The organism is Streptomyces sp. NPDC058045 (assembly GCF_042885635.1).
Classification (GTDB): domain Bacteria; phylum Actinomycetota; class Actinomycetes; order Streptomycetales; family Streptomycetaceae; genus Streptomyces.
Map to the genome: position 1 here is coordinate 170,864 of NZ_JBHVRR010000003.1, position 15,965 is coordinate 186,828.

Annotated in this window: 14 protein-coding genes; 9 read left to right on the top strand and 5 right to left on the bottom strand. The window is 72.6% G+C overall.

What is annotated here, in order from left to right:
• Window positions 1-36: 36 nt before the first annotated feature.
• The 5 genes from ACFVST_RS03685 to ACFVST_RS03705 all read left to right on the top strand — a co-directional run bounded on the left by ACFVST_RS03685 (window position 37) and on the right by ACFVST_RS03705 (window position 5,681).
• Window positions 37-687, top strand: coding sequence for a TetR/AcrR family transcriptional regulator (locus ACFVST_RS03685; protein ID WP_390146518.1), 651 nt, complete (start codon window positions 37-39; stop codon window positions 685-687).
• A gap of 293 nt (window positions 688-980) precedes the next feature.
• Window positions 981-2,036: a cation diffusion facilitator family transporter gene (locus tag ACFVST_RS03690; RefSeq protein WP_390146520.1), complete on the top strand. Its 1,056-nt coding sequence runs from the start codon at window positions 981-983 to the stop codon at window positions 2,034-2,036.
• 191 nt (window positions 2,037-2,227) lie between these two features.
• Window positions 2,228-3,073 (top strand): FHA domain-containing protein, encoded by an 846-nt coding sequence (locus tag ACFVST_RS03695; RefSeq protein WP_390146522.1) that lies wholly within the window; start codon window positions 2,228-2,230, stop codon window positions 3,071-3,073.
• Window positions 3,070-4,509, top strand: a complete 1,440-nt coding sequence (locus ACFVST_RS03700; RefSeq protein WP_390146524.1) for a serine/threonine-protein kinase — start codon at window positions 3,070-3,072, stop codon at window positions 4,507-4,509. Before ACFVST_RS03695 ends, ACFVST_RS03700 begins: the two co-directional genes overlap by 4 nt.
• 191 nt (window positions 4,510-4,700) lie before the next feature.
• Window positions 4,701-5,681 carry an ArsR/SmtB family transcription factor gene (locus tag ACFVST_RS03705; RefSeq protein WP_390146526.1) on the top strand — a complete coding sequence of 327 codons (981 nt, stop codon included), beginning with the start codon at window positions 4,701-4,703 and terminating at the stop codon, window positions 5,679-5,681.
• 48 nt (window positions 5,682-5,729) lie between these two features.
• Here ACFVST_RS03705 and ACFVST_RS03710 read toward each other — a convergent pair whose 3' ends face one another.
• Window positions 5,730-6,632, bottom strand: a complete 903-nt coding sequence (locus ACFVST_RS03710; RefSeq protein ID WP_390146528.1) for a putative quinol monooxygenase — start codon at window positions 6,630-6,632, stop codon at window positions 5,730-5,732.
• A 182-nt stretch (window positions 6,633-6,814) separates the two neighbouring features.
• Between ACFVST_RS03710 and ACFVST_RS03715 the strand changes: the two genes are divergently transcribed.
• The 3 genes from ACFVST_RS03715 (at window position 6,815) to ACFVST_RS03725 (ending at window position 10,078) form a co-directional block, all read left to right on the top strand.
• On the top strand, window positions 6,815-7,651 hold the full coding sequence (locus ACFVST_RS03715; protein WP_390146530.1) for a hypothetical protein: 837 nt from the start codon (window positions 6,815-6,817) through the stop codon (window positions 7,649-7,651).
• Between the two features lie 102 nt (window positions 7,652-7,753).
• Window positions 7,754-8,719 carry a hypothetical protein gene (locus tag ACFVST_RS03720; RefSeq protein WP_390146532.1) on the top strand — a complete coding sequence of 322 codons (966 nt, stop codon included), beginning with the start codon at window positions 7,754-7,756 and terminating at the stop codon, window positions 8,717-8,719.
• Window positions 8,720-8,848: 129 nt separating this feature from the next.
• Complete coding sequence (locus ACFVST_RS03725) at window positions 8,849-10,078, top strand: MFS transporter (RefSeq protein WP_390146534.1); 1,230 nt, start codon at window positions 8,849-8,851, stop codon at window positions 10,076-10,078.
• A 105-nt stretch (window positions 10,079-10,183) separates the two neighbouring features.
• Here ACFVST_RS03725 and ACFVST_RS03730 read toward each other — a convergent pair whose 3' ends face one another.
• Entirely contained in the window at window positions 10,184-11,530 is a 1,347-nt protein-coding gene (locus tag ACFVST_RS03730) for a S8 family serine peptidase (protein WP_390146536.1), read from the bottom strand.
• Window positions 11,531-11,718: 188 nt separating this feature from the next.
• Between ACFVST_RS03730 and ACFVST_RS03735 the strand changes: the two genes are divergently transcribed.
• Window positions 11,719-12,441 (top strand): sigma factor-like helix-turn-helix DNA-binding protein, encoded by a 723-nt coding sequence (locus ACFVST_RS03735; RefSeq protein ID WP_390146538.1) that lies wholly within the window; start codon window positions 11,719-11,721, stop codon window positions 12,439-12,441.
• Between the two features lie 46 nt (window positions 12,442-12,487).
• Here the strand turns inward: ACFVST_RS03735 and ACFVST_RS03740 are convergent, their stop codons facing one another.
• From ACFVST_RS03740 to ACFVST_RS03750, 3 genes are all read right to left on the bottom strand, one after another.
• Entirely contained in the window at window positions 12,488-12,931 is a 444-nt protein-coding gene (locus ACFVST_RS03740) for a hypothetical protein (protein WP_390146539.1), read from the bottom strand.
• A 122-nt stretch (window positions 12,932-13,053) separates the two neighbouring features.
• Window positions 13,054-13,455: a DUF488 domain-containing protein gene (locus tag ACFVST_RS03745; RefSeq protein ID WP_390146541.1), complete on the bottom strand. Its 402-nt coding sequence runs from the start codon at window positions 13,453-13,455 to the stop codon at window positions 13,054-13,056.
• A 58-nt stretch (window positions 13,456-13,513) separates the two neighbouring features.
• A complete protein-coding gene (locus ACFVST_RS03750) occupies window positions 13,514-15,868 on the bottom strand; it encodes an FdhF/YdeP family oxidoreductase (protein ID WP_390146543.1) in 2,355 nt (784 codons plus the stop codon).
• Between the last annotated feature and the right edge of the window lie 97 nt (window positions 15,869-15,965).

Genomic DNA, 15,965 nt, shown 5'->3' on the forward strand with positions numbered 1-15,965 from the left:
AAGATACCAGGGGAATTTATCTGCTAGGGTGGGCCTGTGGACAACAAGCCAGGACTGCGGGAGCGCAAGAAGCAGCGCACTTATGCGGCGATCTCCGATGCGGCGATCGGCCTCTTCCTTGAGCACGGCTTCAACCAGGTCTCGGTGGCCCAGGTGGCCGAGGCCGCCGAGGTGTCGAAGCGCACCCTCTTCGCCTACTTCCCGACCAAGGAAGACCTGGTGGTGCACCGCCTCGCCGACCACGAGACCGAGGCGGCCCGCGTCATAAGGTCCCGCCCCGAGGGCACCGACCCGCTGACGGCACTGCGCGAGCACTTCCTGAGAGGGCTGCGGGAGCGGGACCCGATCACCGGGCTCAACGACCACCCGCAGGTGCGCCGGCTGCACCGGATGATCCTGGACACGCCCTCACTGGTCGCCAGGATGGGGCAGTTCCAGACGGGTGCCGAGCGCGCACTCGCGGAGGCTCTGCGCGAGACCGCCGGCACCGAGGAGATACCCCCGCTCACCGCCCGTCTGGCCGCCGCCCAGATCGTCGCCGTCCAGTGGACGCTGGCCCAGGACAACGCCGAGCGCCTCGCCTACGGAGAGCCGGCCGACGACCGTGCCCCCGCCGCCACGGCAGACGCGGAGCAGGCCTTCGCCCTCCTGGAGAACGGCCTGGGGCAACTGGCCGCCCGGCCCTGACGCGGGCCTCGGGCGTCGCCGGAGAGGGAGCGGAGAGATCGGTGTCCCTCTGGGGCCCGCCGCCTCACCGCTCCGCCCGCAGTCGGTATCGATGCAGGTCAGTGGCGCGTTAACAGAGATGACAACGGTCACCGGTGCAGCCTTTGGCGATTCACCGGGGAGTGAGGTTCACTGCGGACAGGGAGGACCAGAGCCGGACCCACCGGCCAGGTCGCCGACGGCGGCACCAACGGGTTCGACGGCGAATACGGCATCGACTACGGCATCCGAACGCGAGGGGGAAGGCGTACACGATGAGTGGCATGGGGCAGGCGCACGGCGCGGAGCACGGGCACGGCGCCGGGCATGTGCACGGCGCGGGTGGGCACGCCGGGCATGGGCACGGGGTGTCCGCGGACGCCGACCGCCGCTGGCTGGCGACAGCGCTCACCCTGATCACCGCCTTCATGGCGGTGGAGGTCGTCATAGGTGTCCTCGCCCAGTCGCTGGCGCTGATCTCGGACGCGGCCCATATGCTCACCGACGCCGCGTCCATCGTCCTCGCTCTCATCGCCATGCGGCTGGCCGCCCGTCCCGCCCGCGGCGGCTACACCTTCGGGCTCAAACGGGCCGAGATCCTCTCCGCCCAGGCCAACGGCCTCACCCTGCTCCTGCTCGGTGTCTGGCTCGCGTACGAGGCGGTGCGGCGGCTGATCGAACCGCCGCAGGTGCAGGGCGGGTTGATGCTCGGCACCGCACTCGCCGGGATCGTGGTGAACATCGCGGCGACCTGGTGCCTCTCCCGGGCCAACCGCTCGTCCCTCAATGTCGAGGGCGCCTACCAGCACATCCTCAACGACCTCTTCGCCTTCATCGGCACCGCGGTCGCCGCCCTGGTCGTGGTCCTCACCGGCTTCGCTCGCGCCGACGCCATAGCCACCCTGGTCGTGGTCGCCCTGATGGCCAAGGCCGGGTACGGGCTGCTGCGGGAGTCCGGCCGGATCTTCCTGGAGGCCGCCCCGGCGCATGTCGACCCGGACGTCCTCGGCGACCAACTCGTCGCCAGGCCCGCCGTCGTCGAGGTCCACGACCTGCACGTCTGGCAGATCACCTCCGGGCAGACCGCGCTGTCCGCGCACATCCTGGTCGAGCCCGGCGGCGACTGCCACGCCGTACGGCGCGGACTGGAGAAGTTCCTGCGGCAGGAGTACGGCATCACCCACACCACGCTCCAGGCCGACCACGCCCCGCTGCCCGCGCTCCACTCCCTCGGGCGTGGCCATCGCAGCCTGCTGGCCACCGACGAGACCGCGGGCCACTGCGAGGAGTCCCACGGCCCGGTCCACCGCCCCGAGCCCCACTCCCACTGAGCCGACCCGCCCCCGAGTCCCCGCCCGCGCAGGGCGTCCCCTCGCCCTACCCGGAGGGGGGACGCTGCGGAGGACCGGAGTCCCGGCGCGTCCGGCGGCACTATCGTGGGCCCCCGCGGGAACGCTACTCAGGGGTGGCCGGACGATTCGGTGCGTGATGCCCTGCCCGCCAACGGGGAGGAAAAGTACCGGTGTTCAGCGTCATCGTCGTACCGGCCGGAGTCCAGGGGCCCGACGCCCAGATCCGCCTCGGGCCGGGCGAGGTACTGACCTTCGGCCGCGGCCCGCACCAGGGGGCGGCGTACGACGCGGCCTCGGCGGGCGGTGGGCATCTGACGGTCGACCATCCCGGGGTGTCCCGTACCGCCGGGCGGATCGCGGCTACCGGCACCTTCTGGACGCTCACCAACCTCAGCCGCCGGCACACCTATGTGGTGGAGAATCCGGAGGGCGCCGGCGAGTACATCAAGATCACACCGGGGCGGATCGAGGCCCCGGTGCCCTTCGAGTTCTCCCGTGTGGTGCTGCCGGCCACCGACCGGTTACTGACCTTCGACGTGTGGGCGCCGCGGCACGACTTCCTCGACCGTGAGGTGCCCAGCAGCAGCGGCGAGCCCACCGCCTCCGCTTTCCCGCTCGACCACAGCAAGCGGTACTTCCAGGTGCTGGCCGCGCTCTGCGAGCCGCGGCTGCGGCAGGCTCCGCACTCGCCGCTGCCCACCGTCAAGCAGATCGTGGAGCGGCTGCGGCCCAACTGGCCGAAGGCCAACGCGGCTTCGGTGCAGTGGAACATCGACTACCTGGCGGTGAAGCTGCGGCTGAAGGCGGCCCCCGAAGCGGCCGATCCGGGCCCCCGGCTCAACGGCAAGAAGGAGGCCCTGGTCTCCCTCGCCCTGCGCTTCGACCTGGTCCGCGAGGAAGACCTCGGCTCCCTCGGGACGGACCCGGGAGCGCTCGGCACGCATCCGGGGGCGCCCTGCACGAACGCCGGTTCGTTCGGGACCGACTCCCGTTCGTTCGGGGCGGATCGCGGATGAGCGGCGCGAGGGGGACGGGCGGGAGCGGCGGGCCGGGCCGCGGCCCCGGTCGTGAGGCGGCGGCCGTCCCCGTACCCGACGGCTACCGCGTCGGGCGCTGGCAGGTCGGTGAACTGCTCGCCTCCGGCGCCTTCGCCAGCGTCTACGCGGCGCACCGCACCGACGACGGCAGCGGCCCCGACGGGCTGCCCGCACAGGCCGCCCTCAAATTCCTCCCCACCGGCACCAGCACCCCGCGCCAGCTCCGCCACCTCAAGGAACTCGCCGAGCGCGAACTGGAGTTGCACCGCAGACTGCGCCGCCCCCGGCTCAACACCCTCTACGAGGCCCTGACCGTCGACGACCCCGGGCGGCCCGACCTCGACGGCGCCACCGTCCTCGTCCTGGAACGCGCCACGGGCAGCCTCGACCGGCTGCTGGACGAGCACGCCCCCGGCCCGCTGCCCGACGGCCCGGCGATCCTCGCCCAGATCTGCGAGGGCCTGGCCCAACTCCACGACGCGGGCTGGGTGCACGGCGATCTCAAGCCGGGCAATGTCCTGCTGATGCCCGACGGCTCGGTACGCCTCGGGGACTTCAACCTCGCCGCGGAACTCGAAGGCACCCACGCCTACACCCCCGCCTTCTCCACCCCCGACTACACCCCTCCCGAAGTGCTCTGGTCGGAGATCGGCGAACGCGGCCAGCAGCTCCGGCCCACGGCCGACGTGTGGGCCTTCGGTGTCCTCGCCCATCTGGTGCTGACCGGCTCCTTCCCGCTGCCCGGTGCCAGTACCGCCGCCCGCCGGGACGCCGCGGTGCGCTATGCCCGAGGCCAGGAAGGGCTGCGCCTTGCACCCGAACTCCCCGCCGCCTGGCGGGAGATCATCACCGACTGCCTCGCCCCCAGCCACCAGGAACGCGCCCGGCACCCGGCCCGGGACCTGCGGCGCCGGGCGGAGGCGGCGGCCGGAAGCGCGCCCGCCGCGCGGTGGTTCAGCGTCCGGCGCCCGCGGTCGCCGAGGCTGTGGGCGCGGCACCCGGTGTTCTGCGCCGCGGGGGTGGCGGCCGCCCTCTCCGCGGTGGCCGCCGTCACCCTCACCGTCCTGCTGTCCGAGCAGACCCCCTCCTACGGCTACCAGCGCTGCCCGGTGGGCACCGTCTGCTTCTTCAGCGAGCCCGACGGCAACGGGAAGATGTGCAGTTGGGCGGGCGACGACACGGACTGGCAGTCCGGCGCCGAGACCTGCCCCTGGGCCCGCACCAGACCCGTCAGATCGATCTTCAACAACGACCGCGAGTCCAAGGAGCGCCACGACGTCGAGTACCACTGGCGCGCCGGATACAAGCCGCTCAAGGACGGCCGGATCCGCATCGGCTGCACCGCGGTGAACGCCCAGGGAAACCTCGCCGGCACCTACGCCCCCCAGGCCCACCGGTGGATCAAGCACTGCTGACCGCCACTCTGCCAGCCCCGGCCGCGCCCAACACCCTCTGATCTACGAGGTGTTGTCCCCGCGGCGGCACTGCTTCACTGGCCGGCAGGGCTGTCCGGCCGACACCGCCGGAGACCCGCCCAACGCCGCGACCGGCCCAAACGACCGGCCGGGCCGGTGCGGCAGCAGACCTGTACAACATCGGGGGACAGGTGTTGAGGATCCATTTCAGCGATCGCGACCTGGCACGGGTCACGGTGGTGGGCGACCCCATGTGGGAAACCCTCCTCGCCGTGCACCAGTTGGGCGGACGATCACCAGCGAACTTCCGGCCCTGGCGGCGTCAGGTCGCCCAGGCCGATCCGACCGGGCCACTCGGCCGGGCGGTGCGTATGCTGCGCACCCTCGCCCCGCCGCAGGCCGGATACTTCCCCGACTTCCTCACCCCGGAAGCCGGACGCGGCGGCCTCACCGCAGGCCTGGACGCACTCCGCGGTACCCGCCGCCGCAGACTCACCGACGAACTGGTCCGTGCCTTCGACGGGCGGCGCCCACCACCCTGGGTGCGGGACCTGGCCCGCGGTGACGACCAGCGCCTCACCGAACTGGGCGGCGCCCTGCGCACCGTGCACCGCAGCGTCGTCGCCCCCGACTGGACCGGTGCCGCCTGCGCCGTGGAGGTGGACCGGGTCCTGCGGGCGCGGGCGCTGCGGGATGGCGGGGTCCACGGACTGCTGCGCACCCTTCGCCCGATGCTGCGCTGGCGGGCGCCGGTGCTGGAGATGGACTATCCCGAATCCAGGGATCTCCATCTCGACGGGCGCGGGCTGTGCCTCGTCCCGTCCCGCTTCTGCTGGGGCAAGCCGGTGGCACTGGCGGACCCGGATCTGCCGCAGGTGGTGGTCTACCCGGCGCAGCAGGACACGGTCCGCCCGGTGGCCGCCCCCTCCGAACCGCTGAAGGCGCTGCTGGGGCGCACCAGAGCCCGCGTACTGGCCGCGCTGGAAGGCGGCTGCACCACCGGGGAGGCGGCGCGCATCCTCGACCTGGCTCCCTCCTCGGTGAGCGAACACATCACCGCGCTCCGCGCTGCCGGACTGGTGCACAGCCGGCGCCTGGACCAGCAGGTGCAGCACGTACTCGCGCCGCTGGGCACCGGACTCCTGCACAGCGGGAGCCCGCGCCTGCGGTGAAACCAGACCGCCCCGGCCGTACCCACGGGGGGACGGCCGGGGTCGCCGTCAGCTCTGTCCGGTCTGCCCGGCGAAGACCGGTGCCAGTTGCTCCCGCTCCTCCTGGGTGATGTCCTCGGCGCAGCCGTGCCGTTGGGTGAGCCAGGCCTCCAGGGTGAAGTCCTGGCCGAGGAGATAGGTGGCGAGGCAGTAGTCGAGGCCCGTCTCGGACAACTCGTCGAGGGCGTCCGGCAGATGCTGCGCGACGTGGCGGATCAGGCCCTCCGCTATCTGCCAGGCGCTGCCGTCGTACCAGAAGACGCCGCCCGCGTAGAGCACGGTGTTCCCGGTGGCCTCGTCGGTGAGGTTGAGGGACTCGTAGGTCTCCGGCTGGTTGAGGACGACGGACTTGAGTTCGTCGGGAACGCCGTCGTACAGGGCCAGTTGGAGGGCGTAGTCGCCCTCGGCGTAGAGATTGAGATCGGTCTCGTGGTCGAAGACGGCGAGCAGGGCGCGGCCGTCGGGGAACCAGTACCAGACGGTGGACTGCCCGCCGCCGTCGTTCCACGCGCTGCGGACGGCGGGGCCGACCCGGTGTGGGTCCTCCGTGCCGCCCGCCTCCAGCCGCCGGACCGCGTCCACGATCTCGGCGCGGCGGCGCACCTCCTCGACGGGGGTGTCCCGCAGGGCCTGCAAGGCGCTGTGGTCGGTGCTCATCGGGAGGCTCCGTTCCTCGGCGGCCCGCACCCTTCGGCGCGGGCTCTCGTCATCCGATTCCACCAGACACCACTGACAACGACCGGCGCTCGTAGACGTAGATCCCGGCTCGATCAGGTCGGCGGCGAGGGCGTAGCGGGCGTAGTCGAGGCAACCGGCGGCGGCTCTGGCCGGCTTGACGACCTGCGCGCATCCCGCGAGATACGCGTCGCGGTCGTCAGGGTCCAGCCGCAGTTCTCCGGCAATGATGATCACGGAGCTCCTCGCCTTGCGGTTGCTCGTCCGACGACGGCGACCGCCCGCCGTGACGGCCACCGGAGAGACGGACCGCAGCCGCCCCAGAACTCATCGGTATACGAGAGCGCGGCACCACGGCCGAACCGGTACCGTCAGCCGCGCAGTTCAGACGGAGGACTCGGTACACGGACGGGGCGTGGATGGATCTCGGGATGATCAGTGCGGCCGGAGCCGCGGTCTGCTTCGGGCTCGCCACCGTGCTCCAGGCCATGGCGGCCCGCTCCGCCTCCCAGGGCGGCACCGCCGGGCTCGACCCGGGACTGCTGCTGCGCTCCCTGCGCAACTGGCGCTATCTGCTGGGCCTCGCCCTCGACGGCGCCGGTTTCCTGCTGGAGTTGGTGGCGCTGCGCACCCTCCCCATCTATGTGGTGGGCGCGGCCCTCGCGGCCAGTCTCGCGGTGACTGCGGTGGCCGCCTCCCGACTGCTGAAGGTGCGGCTGGCGGCTCGGGAGTGGTCCGCGGTGGCCGTGGTCTGCGGCGGGCTCGCGCTGCTGGCGCTCGCGGCCGGCAGCGAGGGGCACAGCCGGGGTTCGACGGCACTGCGGATCGGGATGCTGTGCGGCGCCTTCGCGCTGCTCGGTATCGGCGCCGCCGCCGGCGCGCTGCCGGACCGCGCCCGCTCCGCGGTGCTCGGCCTCGGCGCGGGCTGCGGCTTCGGCGTGGTGGAGGTCTCGGTACGGCTGATCGACGGGACGACCCCGGGGGCGCTGCTCACCAACCCCGCCACCTACGCGGTCCTCGTCGGCGGCGGCACCGCCTTCCTGCTGCTGACCTCCGGGCTCCAGCAGGGAGCGGTCACCGCCGTCACCGCCGGAATGGTGCTGGGCGAGACCATCGGCCCCTCGCTGGCGGGCGTGGTCTGGCTCGGCGACCGCACCCGGGAGGGCCTGGGCGCGATGGCCGTCGGCGGCTTCGCCCTGGCGGTGCTCGGCGCCCTCGCTCTCGCCCGCTTCGGCGAACCGCCCGCCACGGACTGACCCGGCGCCATCCCCGCCCGGGTGCGCGGGGGATCGTGGGCGGGCAGGGTGGGGCGGGCAGGAGTCGTCGGCCGCGGCCGGCGGTGGCGTACGGAGGTGGTCGTGCCGGCCGGAAAGGGCAGCGGGAGCGGATCGGGCGGGAAGCGGTCCCGGCCGGGGGATGTGCCGGGCCTGGAGGCGATGCTGGACGAGCTGTACTCGGTACCGCCCTCGGACTTCGTGACCCGGCGTGCGGAACTGGCGGCTGCGGCGGCACGGGCCGGCCGCCGCGAGGACGCCCGTGCGCTCCGGGTGATGCGGCGGCCCACGCTCGCCGCCTGGGCGGCGAACCGGCTGGTCCGCCGGCGGCCCGAGGAGTGCCGCCGGTTTCTGGAGTTGGGCGTGGCGCTGCGGGAGGCGTACCGGACCTTGGACGGGGCGCGGCTGCGGGAGTTGTCCGGGCGGCAGTCGGGGGTGGTGGCCGCGCTGGCGGCGCAGGCCGGGCAGCTCGCCGAGGAGGCGGGGCGCCCGCTGGCCGAACCGGTACGGCGTGAGGTGGAGTCCACCCTGCGGGCGGTGCTCGCGGACCAGGAGGCGGCGGACCAATGGGCGGCCGGGCGTCTGACGGTGGCACTCGTCCCGCCGACGACCCTGCCGTCCGCCCCCTCTGCCCCCTCCGCTCCGCCGTCGGCCGAGCCGGCAGCGCAGACCGGGGACGAGCTTGCCGTGCGGCGGCGGGCCCGGGAGGAGGCGCTGGCCAAGGCGCGTACCCGGGCCGAAGCGGCCCAGCGCCAACTGGCCCGTCGGCGCGAGGAGAAGACCGCGGCGGAGGCCGCCCTCGCGCGGGCGCGCGAAGGCCGGGAGCGGGCGGAGCGGGAGGTGGCCGAGGCGGACCAGCGGCTGCGCCGGGCGCGTACCGCACTCCGGGAGGCCGACGAGGAGCAGCGCGCGGCCGAGACCGGGGTGCGCGCGGCGGGGGAGGCGGTCTCCGGGGCGCGGCTGGAGGCACGGGAGGCGGCGGACGAGGTACGCCGCCTGACCGCCCGCCGAAGCCCCCGCCGCCGATCCGACCCGCACGACTCTCCCTAGCCTCCCGCGAGCCCCGTTACCGGTGGCTGAACTCCGCCCCGGGCAAAGGGAGTTCACCAGTTCCGCGCCTCGTCTCGGTCCCTGGTCACCGGCTGTCTGTGGCTCATGGAGGTGGCATACCATCTCTGGATGCTGAAGCGACTTGAGGGCGCTGCGACCACCGGGGGCCCGCCCGGGGTGTGGCGGGTGCCCGGGATGCAGCCGATGCTCGCCGCGACCGGACTGGGCTTCGCCGGTGTCTCCCTGCTGATGCCGGTCGCGCCGCTCTGGGCCATCCACGGCGGCGCGGACGACCTGGTCGCGGGACTGGTCAACACCGTACTGATGGGCTCCACCGTCCTCGCCCAACTCCTCGTCGTCCGGCTGCTGGACCGGTACGGCTGGCAGCGTTCGCTGGCGCTCGGACTGCTGCTGCTCGGCCTGCCGGCGCTGGCGCATCTGGCCACCGACCGGCCGGCGGTCGTGGTGGCCCTGGCCGCGGTGCGCGGCCTCGGCTTCGGCATCCTCACCGTGTGCGGGGCGAGCGCGGTGGCGGCACTCGTCGAGCCCGCCCGGCGCGGCCGGGCGATCGGCGCCTACGGTCTGGGCATCGCCCTGCCGCAGTGCGTACTGGTGCCGATCGCGCCCTGGCTGGCCGAACGGGCCGGATTCTGGCTGGTGTTCGCGGGTGCCGCGGTGCCGCTGCTCGGTGTTCCGCTGACCGGGCGGGTGGCGCGCGCACTGCACCCCGCCGAGGACGAACCCACCGCCCCGGAAGGCCCGGCGGACCGGGCCGGGCTGCGGCGGGCCCTGGTCGGACCGGTCGCGGCGCTGGTGGTCATCACCGCGGCGGGCGGCGCCATCCTGACCTTCACCTCCCGGCTGATCCCCGGCCAGGCAGCGGTCTACCTCGCACTCCTCGCGTTCACCGCGACCGCCGCGCTCGCCCGGTGGGGGATCGGGCACCTGGCCGACCGCCGCGGGCCCGCACCCGCGATCGCCCCGCTGCTCTTCGCCGGCGCCCTGGGACTCGGGGCCATCGCGGCCGGAGCGGCGGCCGGTACGGGTTTCGGCGGGGCGCCGCTGGTGGTAGCCGGGATGCTGGTGGTCGGTGCCGCCTACGGCGGTTTGCAGAATCTGACGCTCGTCCAGGCCTTCGCCGCGGCGGGGGAGCGGTCGCGGTCCTCGGTCAGCGTCGTGTGGAACATCGGCTTCGACGGCGGCACCGGTCTCGGCGCCTTCGCGGCCGGCGCACTCGCCACCGCCAGCTCCTACTCGGTGGCCTATGTCGTCCTGGCCGCCGTCACCGCCGCGGTCGGCACCGGCTGGGCGGCGGCACGGTGGCGGGGGAGCGCGCGGGAGGGTTCTGCGAGCACCTAGACAGGTCGCCCATTTGGTATGCCGGTGTCAACTCGGCGCAGCGGGTGGGCGGTTCCATCGGCCCGGCCGCGGCGCCGTAGCCGCAGCACCCGGGTCCGTGTCCGGTCAGGAACGCGACCGTCCGGCCAGGGCGGGGACCAGTTTCTGAGCGTCGACGGTGCCGAGGCCGGAGGCCAGGTCGTAGCCCGGGCCCGCCGGATAGCCGCCCGTGCCGTTGCGGCCGGTGGTGATGTCGACGATGCCGGACGAGGCGCCGGTCCCGGGATCGGGGGCCAGCCGGTAGAGGGCCGGGTTGATGTTGCCGAGGCCGCCGCCGTGCTTCTGGTCGGCGAGGGCGACGATGCCCGCGAAGAGCGGCGCGGACAGACTCGTACCGCCCATCGGTTCCCAGCCGCTGCCCTGGTCGTCGGTGAAGCGGACCATGGTGGAGCCCTCGGCGGAGGCCGTCAGGGAGAGATCGGGGACTGCCCGCTGCTTTCCTGCCTTGTCCGCGACGGAGGACTGGTAGGCGGGGCGGCCGAAGACCGCGGAACGGCCGCCGCCGGGGGCGCCCACCGAGTCGTCCCAGACGGAGTCCGGCCGGGTGCGCCGACCCGCGTCGTCCAGGAAGAGCCGGGTGCCGCCGACACCGGTCACCTGGGGGTCGGAGGCCGGCCAGTCCACCGTGCGGTCCGGGGCGCCGCCGACCGAGCCGTTCGGGTCGAAGGCGCCGTTGTCACCGGAGGCCGCCACGAGGGTGATGCCCTCGCCCACCATGCCGGAGAACATCTCGGAGGCCGCCCGGTAGAGCGCCCCGAACTCCGGGACACCGGGGCCGGCCTCCGGGTAGCCGAGGCTCAGCGAGATCACCTCGGCGGAGCGGTGCCGGCCGATGTCCGCCAGCGTCCTGACGAGTGTGGTGAAGGCCGCCGGGTCGATCTGGTTCTCGACCTCGGTGGGCGCGAACCGCATCTGGTGCAGCACGATCCGGGCGTCCGGCGCCATCGCGTGCACCGCCTGGAGGTCCATCGTCACCTCGCGGGCACTGTCGGCCATGGTCTTGTTCTTCCAGTCGAAGGGCGCCGCGGAGCCGTTCGCCGGCTGGTGGTCGACGACCTTCAGATGCGGTGCGGGCAGCCCCGACTGGCGGCTGAACTCCTTGAGGTCCCGGGCCGCGTTCGGAGCGCCGATCGGATCGATCACGGCGACCGTGACGCCCTTGCCGGTCAGGCCCTGCTTCGCCAGGGCGTCGATGCCGTAGGCGGTGCGCAGTTGGCCGAAGGTGTAGCAGGCGGTGTGCGTACCGGCCCGGCACTCGGCCTGTACCGCACCCGGCGGCGGTGAGGATTCGGCCCGCCCCAGTACCTCGGCCCGGTCCACCTCGGCGGACTGCCGGGAGGTGCAGGCCGTGGCGGCGATGAGGGCGAGGGCCAGCGCGGGGAGGACCAGACGTCGGCTCGGGCGTACCGGCATGGGCAGTTCACTCCCAGATCCCCGAGACCGTGCGAATCGACTGACACCGCGCACCAGCATCGCCCACCCCGCCCGTCCCCGCCACAACAGCGGCCATGCACAGGGGGAGATTAGGGAAAAGCGGATTCTTTCGGTCAATATGTGCCCATGTTTTCTTCTCCCCCCTGGAACAGCCGGAGCGGCCGCCGATGAGTCATCTCAGTGCCGGTACGGAGGAAACGTTTCGGTCGGCGCCGACACCCGAGGCCGCCTTCGACGCGCTGTATCTGCGAGCCGCCCCCCACCTCATCCACCAGACACATCTGCTCACCGGTCGCCGCGCCCGCGCCTTCGAGTCCGTCGAGTACGCCTTCCGGCACGCCTGGCAGCACTGGCCCGAGGTGGCCGTCGACCCGGACCCGACCGGCTGGGTACGCGCCCACGCCTACGAGTACGCGCTCTCGCCCTGGCACCACTTCCGGGAGGGCGTCGGCGAGGTGCCGCCCGCCCCGGACGACCCCGTGCACCGCGCACTGCTGTGCCTGGCCCCGCGCCACCGGCGCACCCTCCTGATGTGCGACGGACTCGGCCTGGACGTGGCCCAGGTGGCCGCCGAGACAGAGGCAAGCGACCCCGTGGTACGGAGCCGACTGCTCAACGCCCGCAGTGAACTGGCCGCACAGGTACCGGAGTTGGCCACCGCCCCGGACGAACTCCGGGCCCGGATGCGGACCTTGGCCGGCGCCACCTCCACCGCCACCGTTCCCACGGCCACTTCGGTACGCGCGGGCAGCGACCGCCGGCTGGCACTGCTCACCCGCACCGTGGTCGGCGCGGTCGCCGCACTGGTCGGACTGGTCAGCCTGTCCATCGCCACCGGCCCGGACCAACACCAGCCGCCCCAGGAGTCCTTGGGGCGGCTGGGAAGCTAGGCCCGTACCGCCCTGCCGCCCGTCAAGGGGTCGGGCGGTGGGGCGGTCAGAGCATGTTCTGGCGGAAGCGCTGGCTGGTCAGGGCCCAGATCACCCAGATGTCCAGCGCGATGGAGATGATCGCCCACAGCGGCTGGTAGGGCAGCCAGAGGAAGTTGGCGATCAGATTGAGACTGGCGATGAAGACGCCCAGCACCCTGGCCCACATGGCGTCCGTCAGCAGCCCGATACCGGTGATGACCGCGACCGCGCCGAGCGCGAGCAGCGTCCAGCCCCACCCCGTGAGGTCGAAGCGGTAGACGTAACTGTTGACCCGGCCGTAGATGTCATTGGTCGAGATCGCGGTGATGCCCTTGAGGATGCCGAGCAGGCCGTCCACGATCAGCACCACTCCGGCGAACACGGTGCCGCCCGCCGCCCATGGGCTCGTCCGCTCCCCGGTGCCGAAGTCCCCCCGCGGAGGAGCCCCCGATGAGGTGTGGTGTGCCATGACGTGTTCCCTTCCCTCGGATGAGACCAGCGTCCGCGCCGGGCGTCGACGCCACCATTCGGATGCGTCCGAACGGGTGACATCTCGCGGCCCGCCCCGGACCGGTCCCGAGCGCCGCCGCCTCAGCCACCGCCGTCGGCACCGTCCCCCGCGTTTTCGGTTGCGATCCCGGTGTTGAGCCAGTGCGCGAGTACGGCGGCCTCGCTGTGGTCCACGTCCTTGGTGGCGGTGAGCAGGGTGACATGGCCCGCCGCCGCCAGTTGCCGCAGGCGGTGGACGGCGGGGCGGTGCTCGGCGTCGTGCAGCTCGTCGACATAGCGCTGGTGGAAACCGTCGAAGCGGTCCGGCTCGTGGTGGTACCAGTGGCGCAGTTCGGTGGAGGGGGCCACCTCCTTCAACCACTCGTCCAGGCGGGCCCGTTCCTTGCTCACACCGCGCGGCCAGAGCCGGTCCACCAGCACCCGCTTGCCGTCCTTCGGGGTGGCGTCCTCGTAGATCCTGCGGTAGCCGAACTTCCCGGCCATGGTGGGGTCTCCTTCTGGGTGGGTGTTCCGTGGGGTGGCGCTCCCGGGGAGGAGGCCGTCACGGTGTGATCCGCACCAGGATGTTCTTCATCAGCGGCTGGTCGCTCTGGCTGCTGTAGTCCGCCGCTCCGACCAGCACGTTCATCTCCGGCATATATCCGGCGGCGCAGCCCCGCGGCATGTCGTAGGGCAGTGCCCGGTAGCCGGACAGCCTGCGGGTGGTGCCGTCCTTGGAGGTGGCGGTGAGATCGACGAGGCTGCCCACTTCGATACCGCGGGCCCGCATGTCGTCCTCGTTCATCAGGACCAGGGTGCGCAGATTGCGGATGCCGCGGTAGCGGTCGTCGTCGGAGTAGATGGTGGTGTTCCACTGGTCGTGGGAGCGCATCGTCTGCAGGACGAGGGTGTCGCCCCGCGGCACCACGTCCGGCAGCGGTGCGGTGGAGAACTCGGCGCGTCCGGACGGTGTGCGGAAGACCAGTTCACGGGCCGGCTGCTTGATGCGGAAGCCCAGCGGCAGCCGTACCCGGCGGTTGAAGTCCTCGAATCCGTCCAGGACTTGGGCCATGGTGTCGCGGATGCGGTCGTAGTCCTCGATGTAGTGCTCCCAGTCGGTGGGGCTCTGCGGGAGGGTGGCGCGGGCCATGCCGGCGATGATGGTCGGCTCGGACAGCAGTTGGGGTGAGGCGGGGCGCTTCATACCGCGGGACAGATGCACCATGCTCATCGAGTCCTCCACGGACGTGGCCTGGAGGCCGCGCCGCTGCTGGTCCCGCTCGGTGCGCCCCAGGCACGGAAGGATCAACGCCCGCTTCCCGTGCACCAGATGGCTCCGGTTCAGCTTGGTACTGACATGCACCGTCAGCCGGCAACTCCGCAGCCCCTCGTGCGTGTACGCGGTGTCCGGCGCGGCCATGGCGAAGTTGCCGCCCATCCCGACGAACACCTTGACCCGGCCCTCGTGCATGGCCCGGACCACGCCGACCGTGCTCAGCCCGTGCTCCCGCGGCGGCTCGATCCCGCACACCGCAGCCAGCCGGTCGAGGAACTCGGGCGGGGGCCGGTGGTCGACCCCGCAGGTGCGGTTGCCCTGCACATTGCTGTGCCCCCGCACCGGCGACGGGCCGGTGCCCTCCCGCCCCAGATTGCCGCGCAGCAGCAGCACGTTGACGATCTCCCGCACCGTGTCCACCCCGTGCTCGTGCTGGGACACCCCGAGGCACCAGCTGATCAGGGTCCGGTCGGAACGCGAGTACACACCGGCCGCCGCCAGGATGTCCGTACGGGACAGGCCCGACTGCCGCTCCAGTTCCTCCCACGGGGTCGACTCGCAGAGCGCCCGGTACTCCTCGAAGCCATGGGTGTACCGCTCGATGAACTCCGAGTCCAGCGCCTTGGGATCGGTGGCCGACTTCTCCAGCAGCGCCTTGGCGATGCCCCGCATCAGCGCCAGATCGCCACCGGACCGCACCTGGAGGTTGAGCGTGCTGGTCGGCGTCGACTTGTTCAGCGCCATGTCGACGAACTCGTGCGGCACGATGGTCCGCGTCGCCGCCGCCTCGATCAGCGGATTGATGTGCACGATCTGCGCCCCGCGCCGGTACGCGTCGGCGAGCGCGGTGAGCATCCGCGGTGCGTTGGACGCCGCGTTGGCACCCATCAGGAACAGTGCGTCGGCGCGCTCCCAGTCCGCCAGGTCCGCCGTGCCCTTGCCGGTGCCGAGGGAGGCCTTGAGGGCGCGGCCGGACGCCTCGTGGCACATGTTGGAGCAGTCCGGAAGATTGTTGGTGCCGTATTCGCGGGCCATCAACTGGTACAGGAAAGTGGCCTCGTTGCTGAGCCGGCCCGAGGTGTAGAACGCGGCCTCGTCCGGGTCGTCCAGGGCCCGTAGTTCGCCGCCGATCAGATCGAACGCGTCCTGCCAGCCGATGGGTTCGTAGTGGTCGGTCCGCTCGTTGTACACCATGGGTTCGGTCAGCCGGCCGGCGTCCTCCAACTGGAAGTCGGTCCAGGTCGCCAGCTCGGACACCGGGTGCGCGGCGAACAGGCCGCGCCCCGCGCGCTTGGGTGTCATCTCCCAGGTGACGTGCTTGATGCCGTTCTCGCAGATGTCCAGCCGCAGGCCCTTGATGTCGTCGGGCCAGGCGCAGCCAGGGCAGTCGAAGCCGCCGTTCTCGTGGTTCATCCGGAAGACGGCCCGCGGCCCGTCGACCAGGGTGCGCTCCCGCAGCATCACCCGGGCGACGCTCTTGGCGGCGCCCCAGCCGGCCGCCGGATGGTGGTAGGTGTGCTGCGCGGCGCGTCCGGTGGCCTTCGGCCCGTCGCCGCCGGGCGGCGAGGCCCGGTGCGCGGTGTCCTGACCGCCTTGTCCGCCGGGGGAGTTGGCGCCGTCTTCGGCGTCCGAGGTGCTCATGCTCATCTCGCCTTCGCATCGGTGACCGGCCTGCACCCGCGGTGGGCCGGTACGCCCGGCGGCCGCGGTCCGCCTCTCATCGTCCCCCGCCGTCATC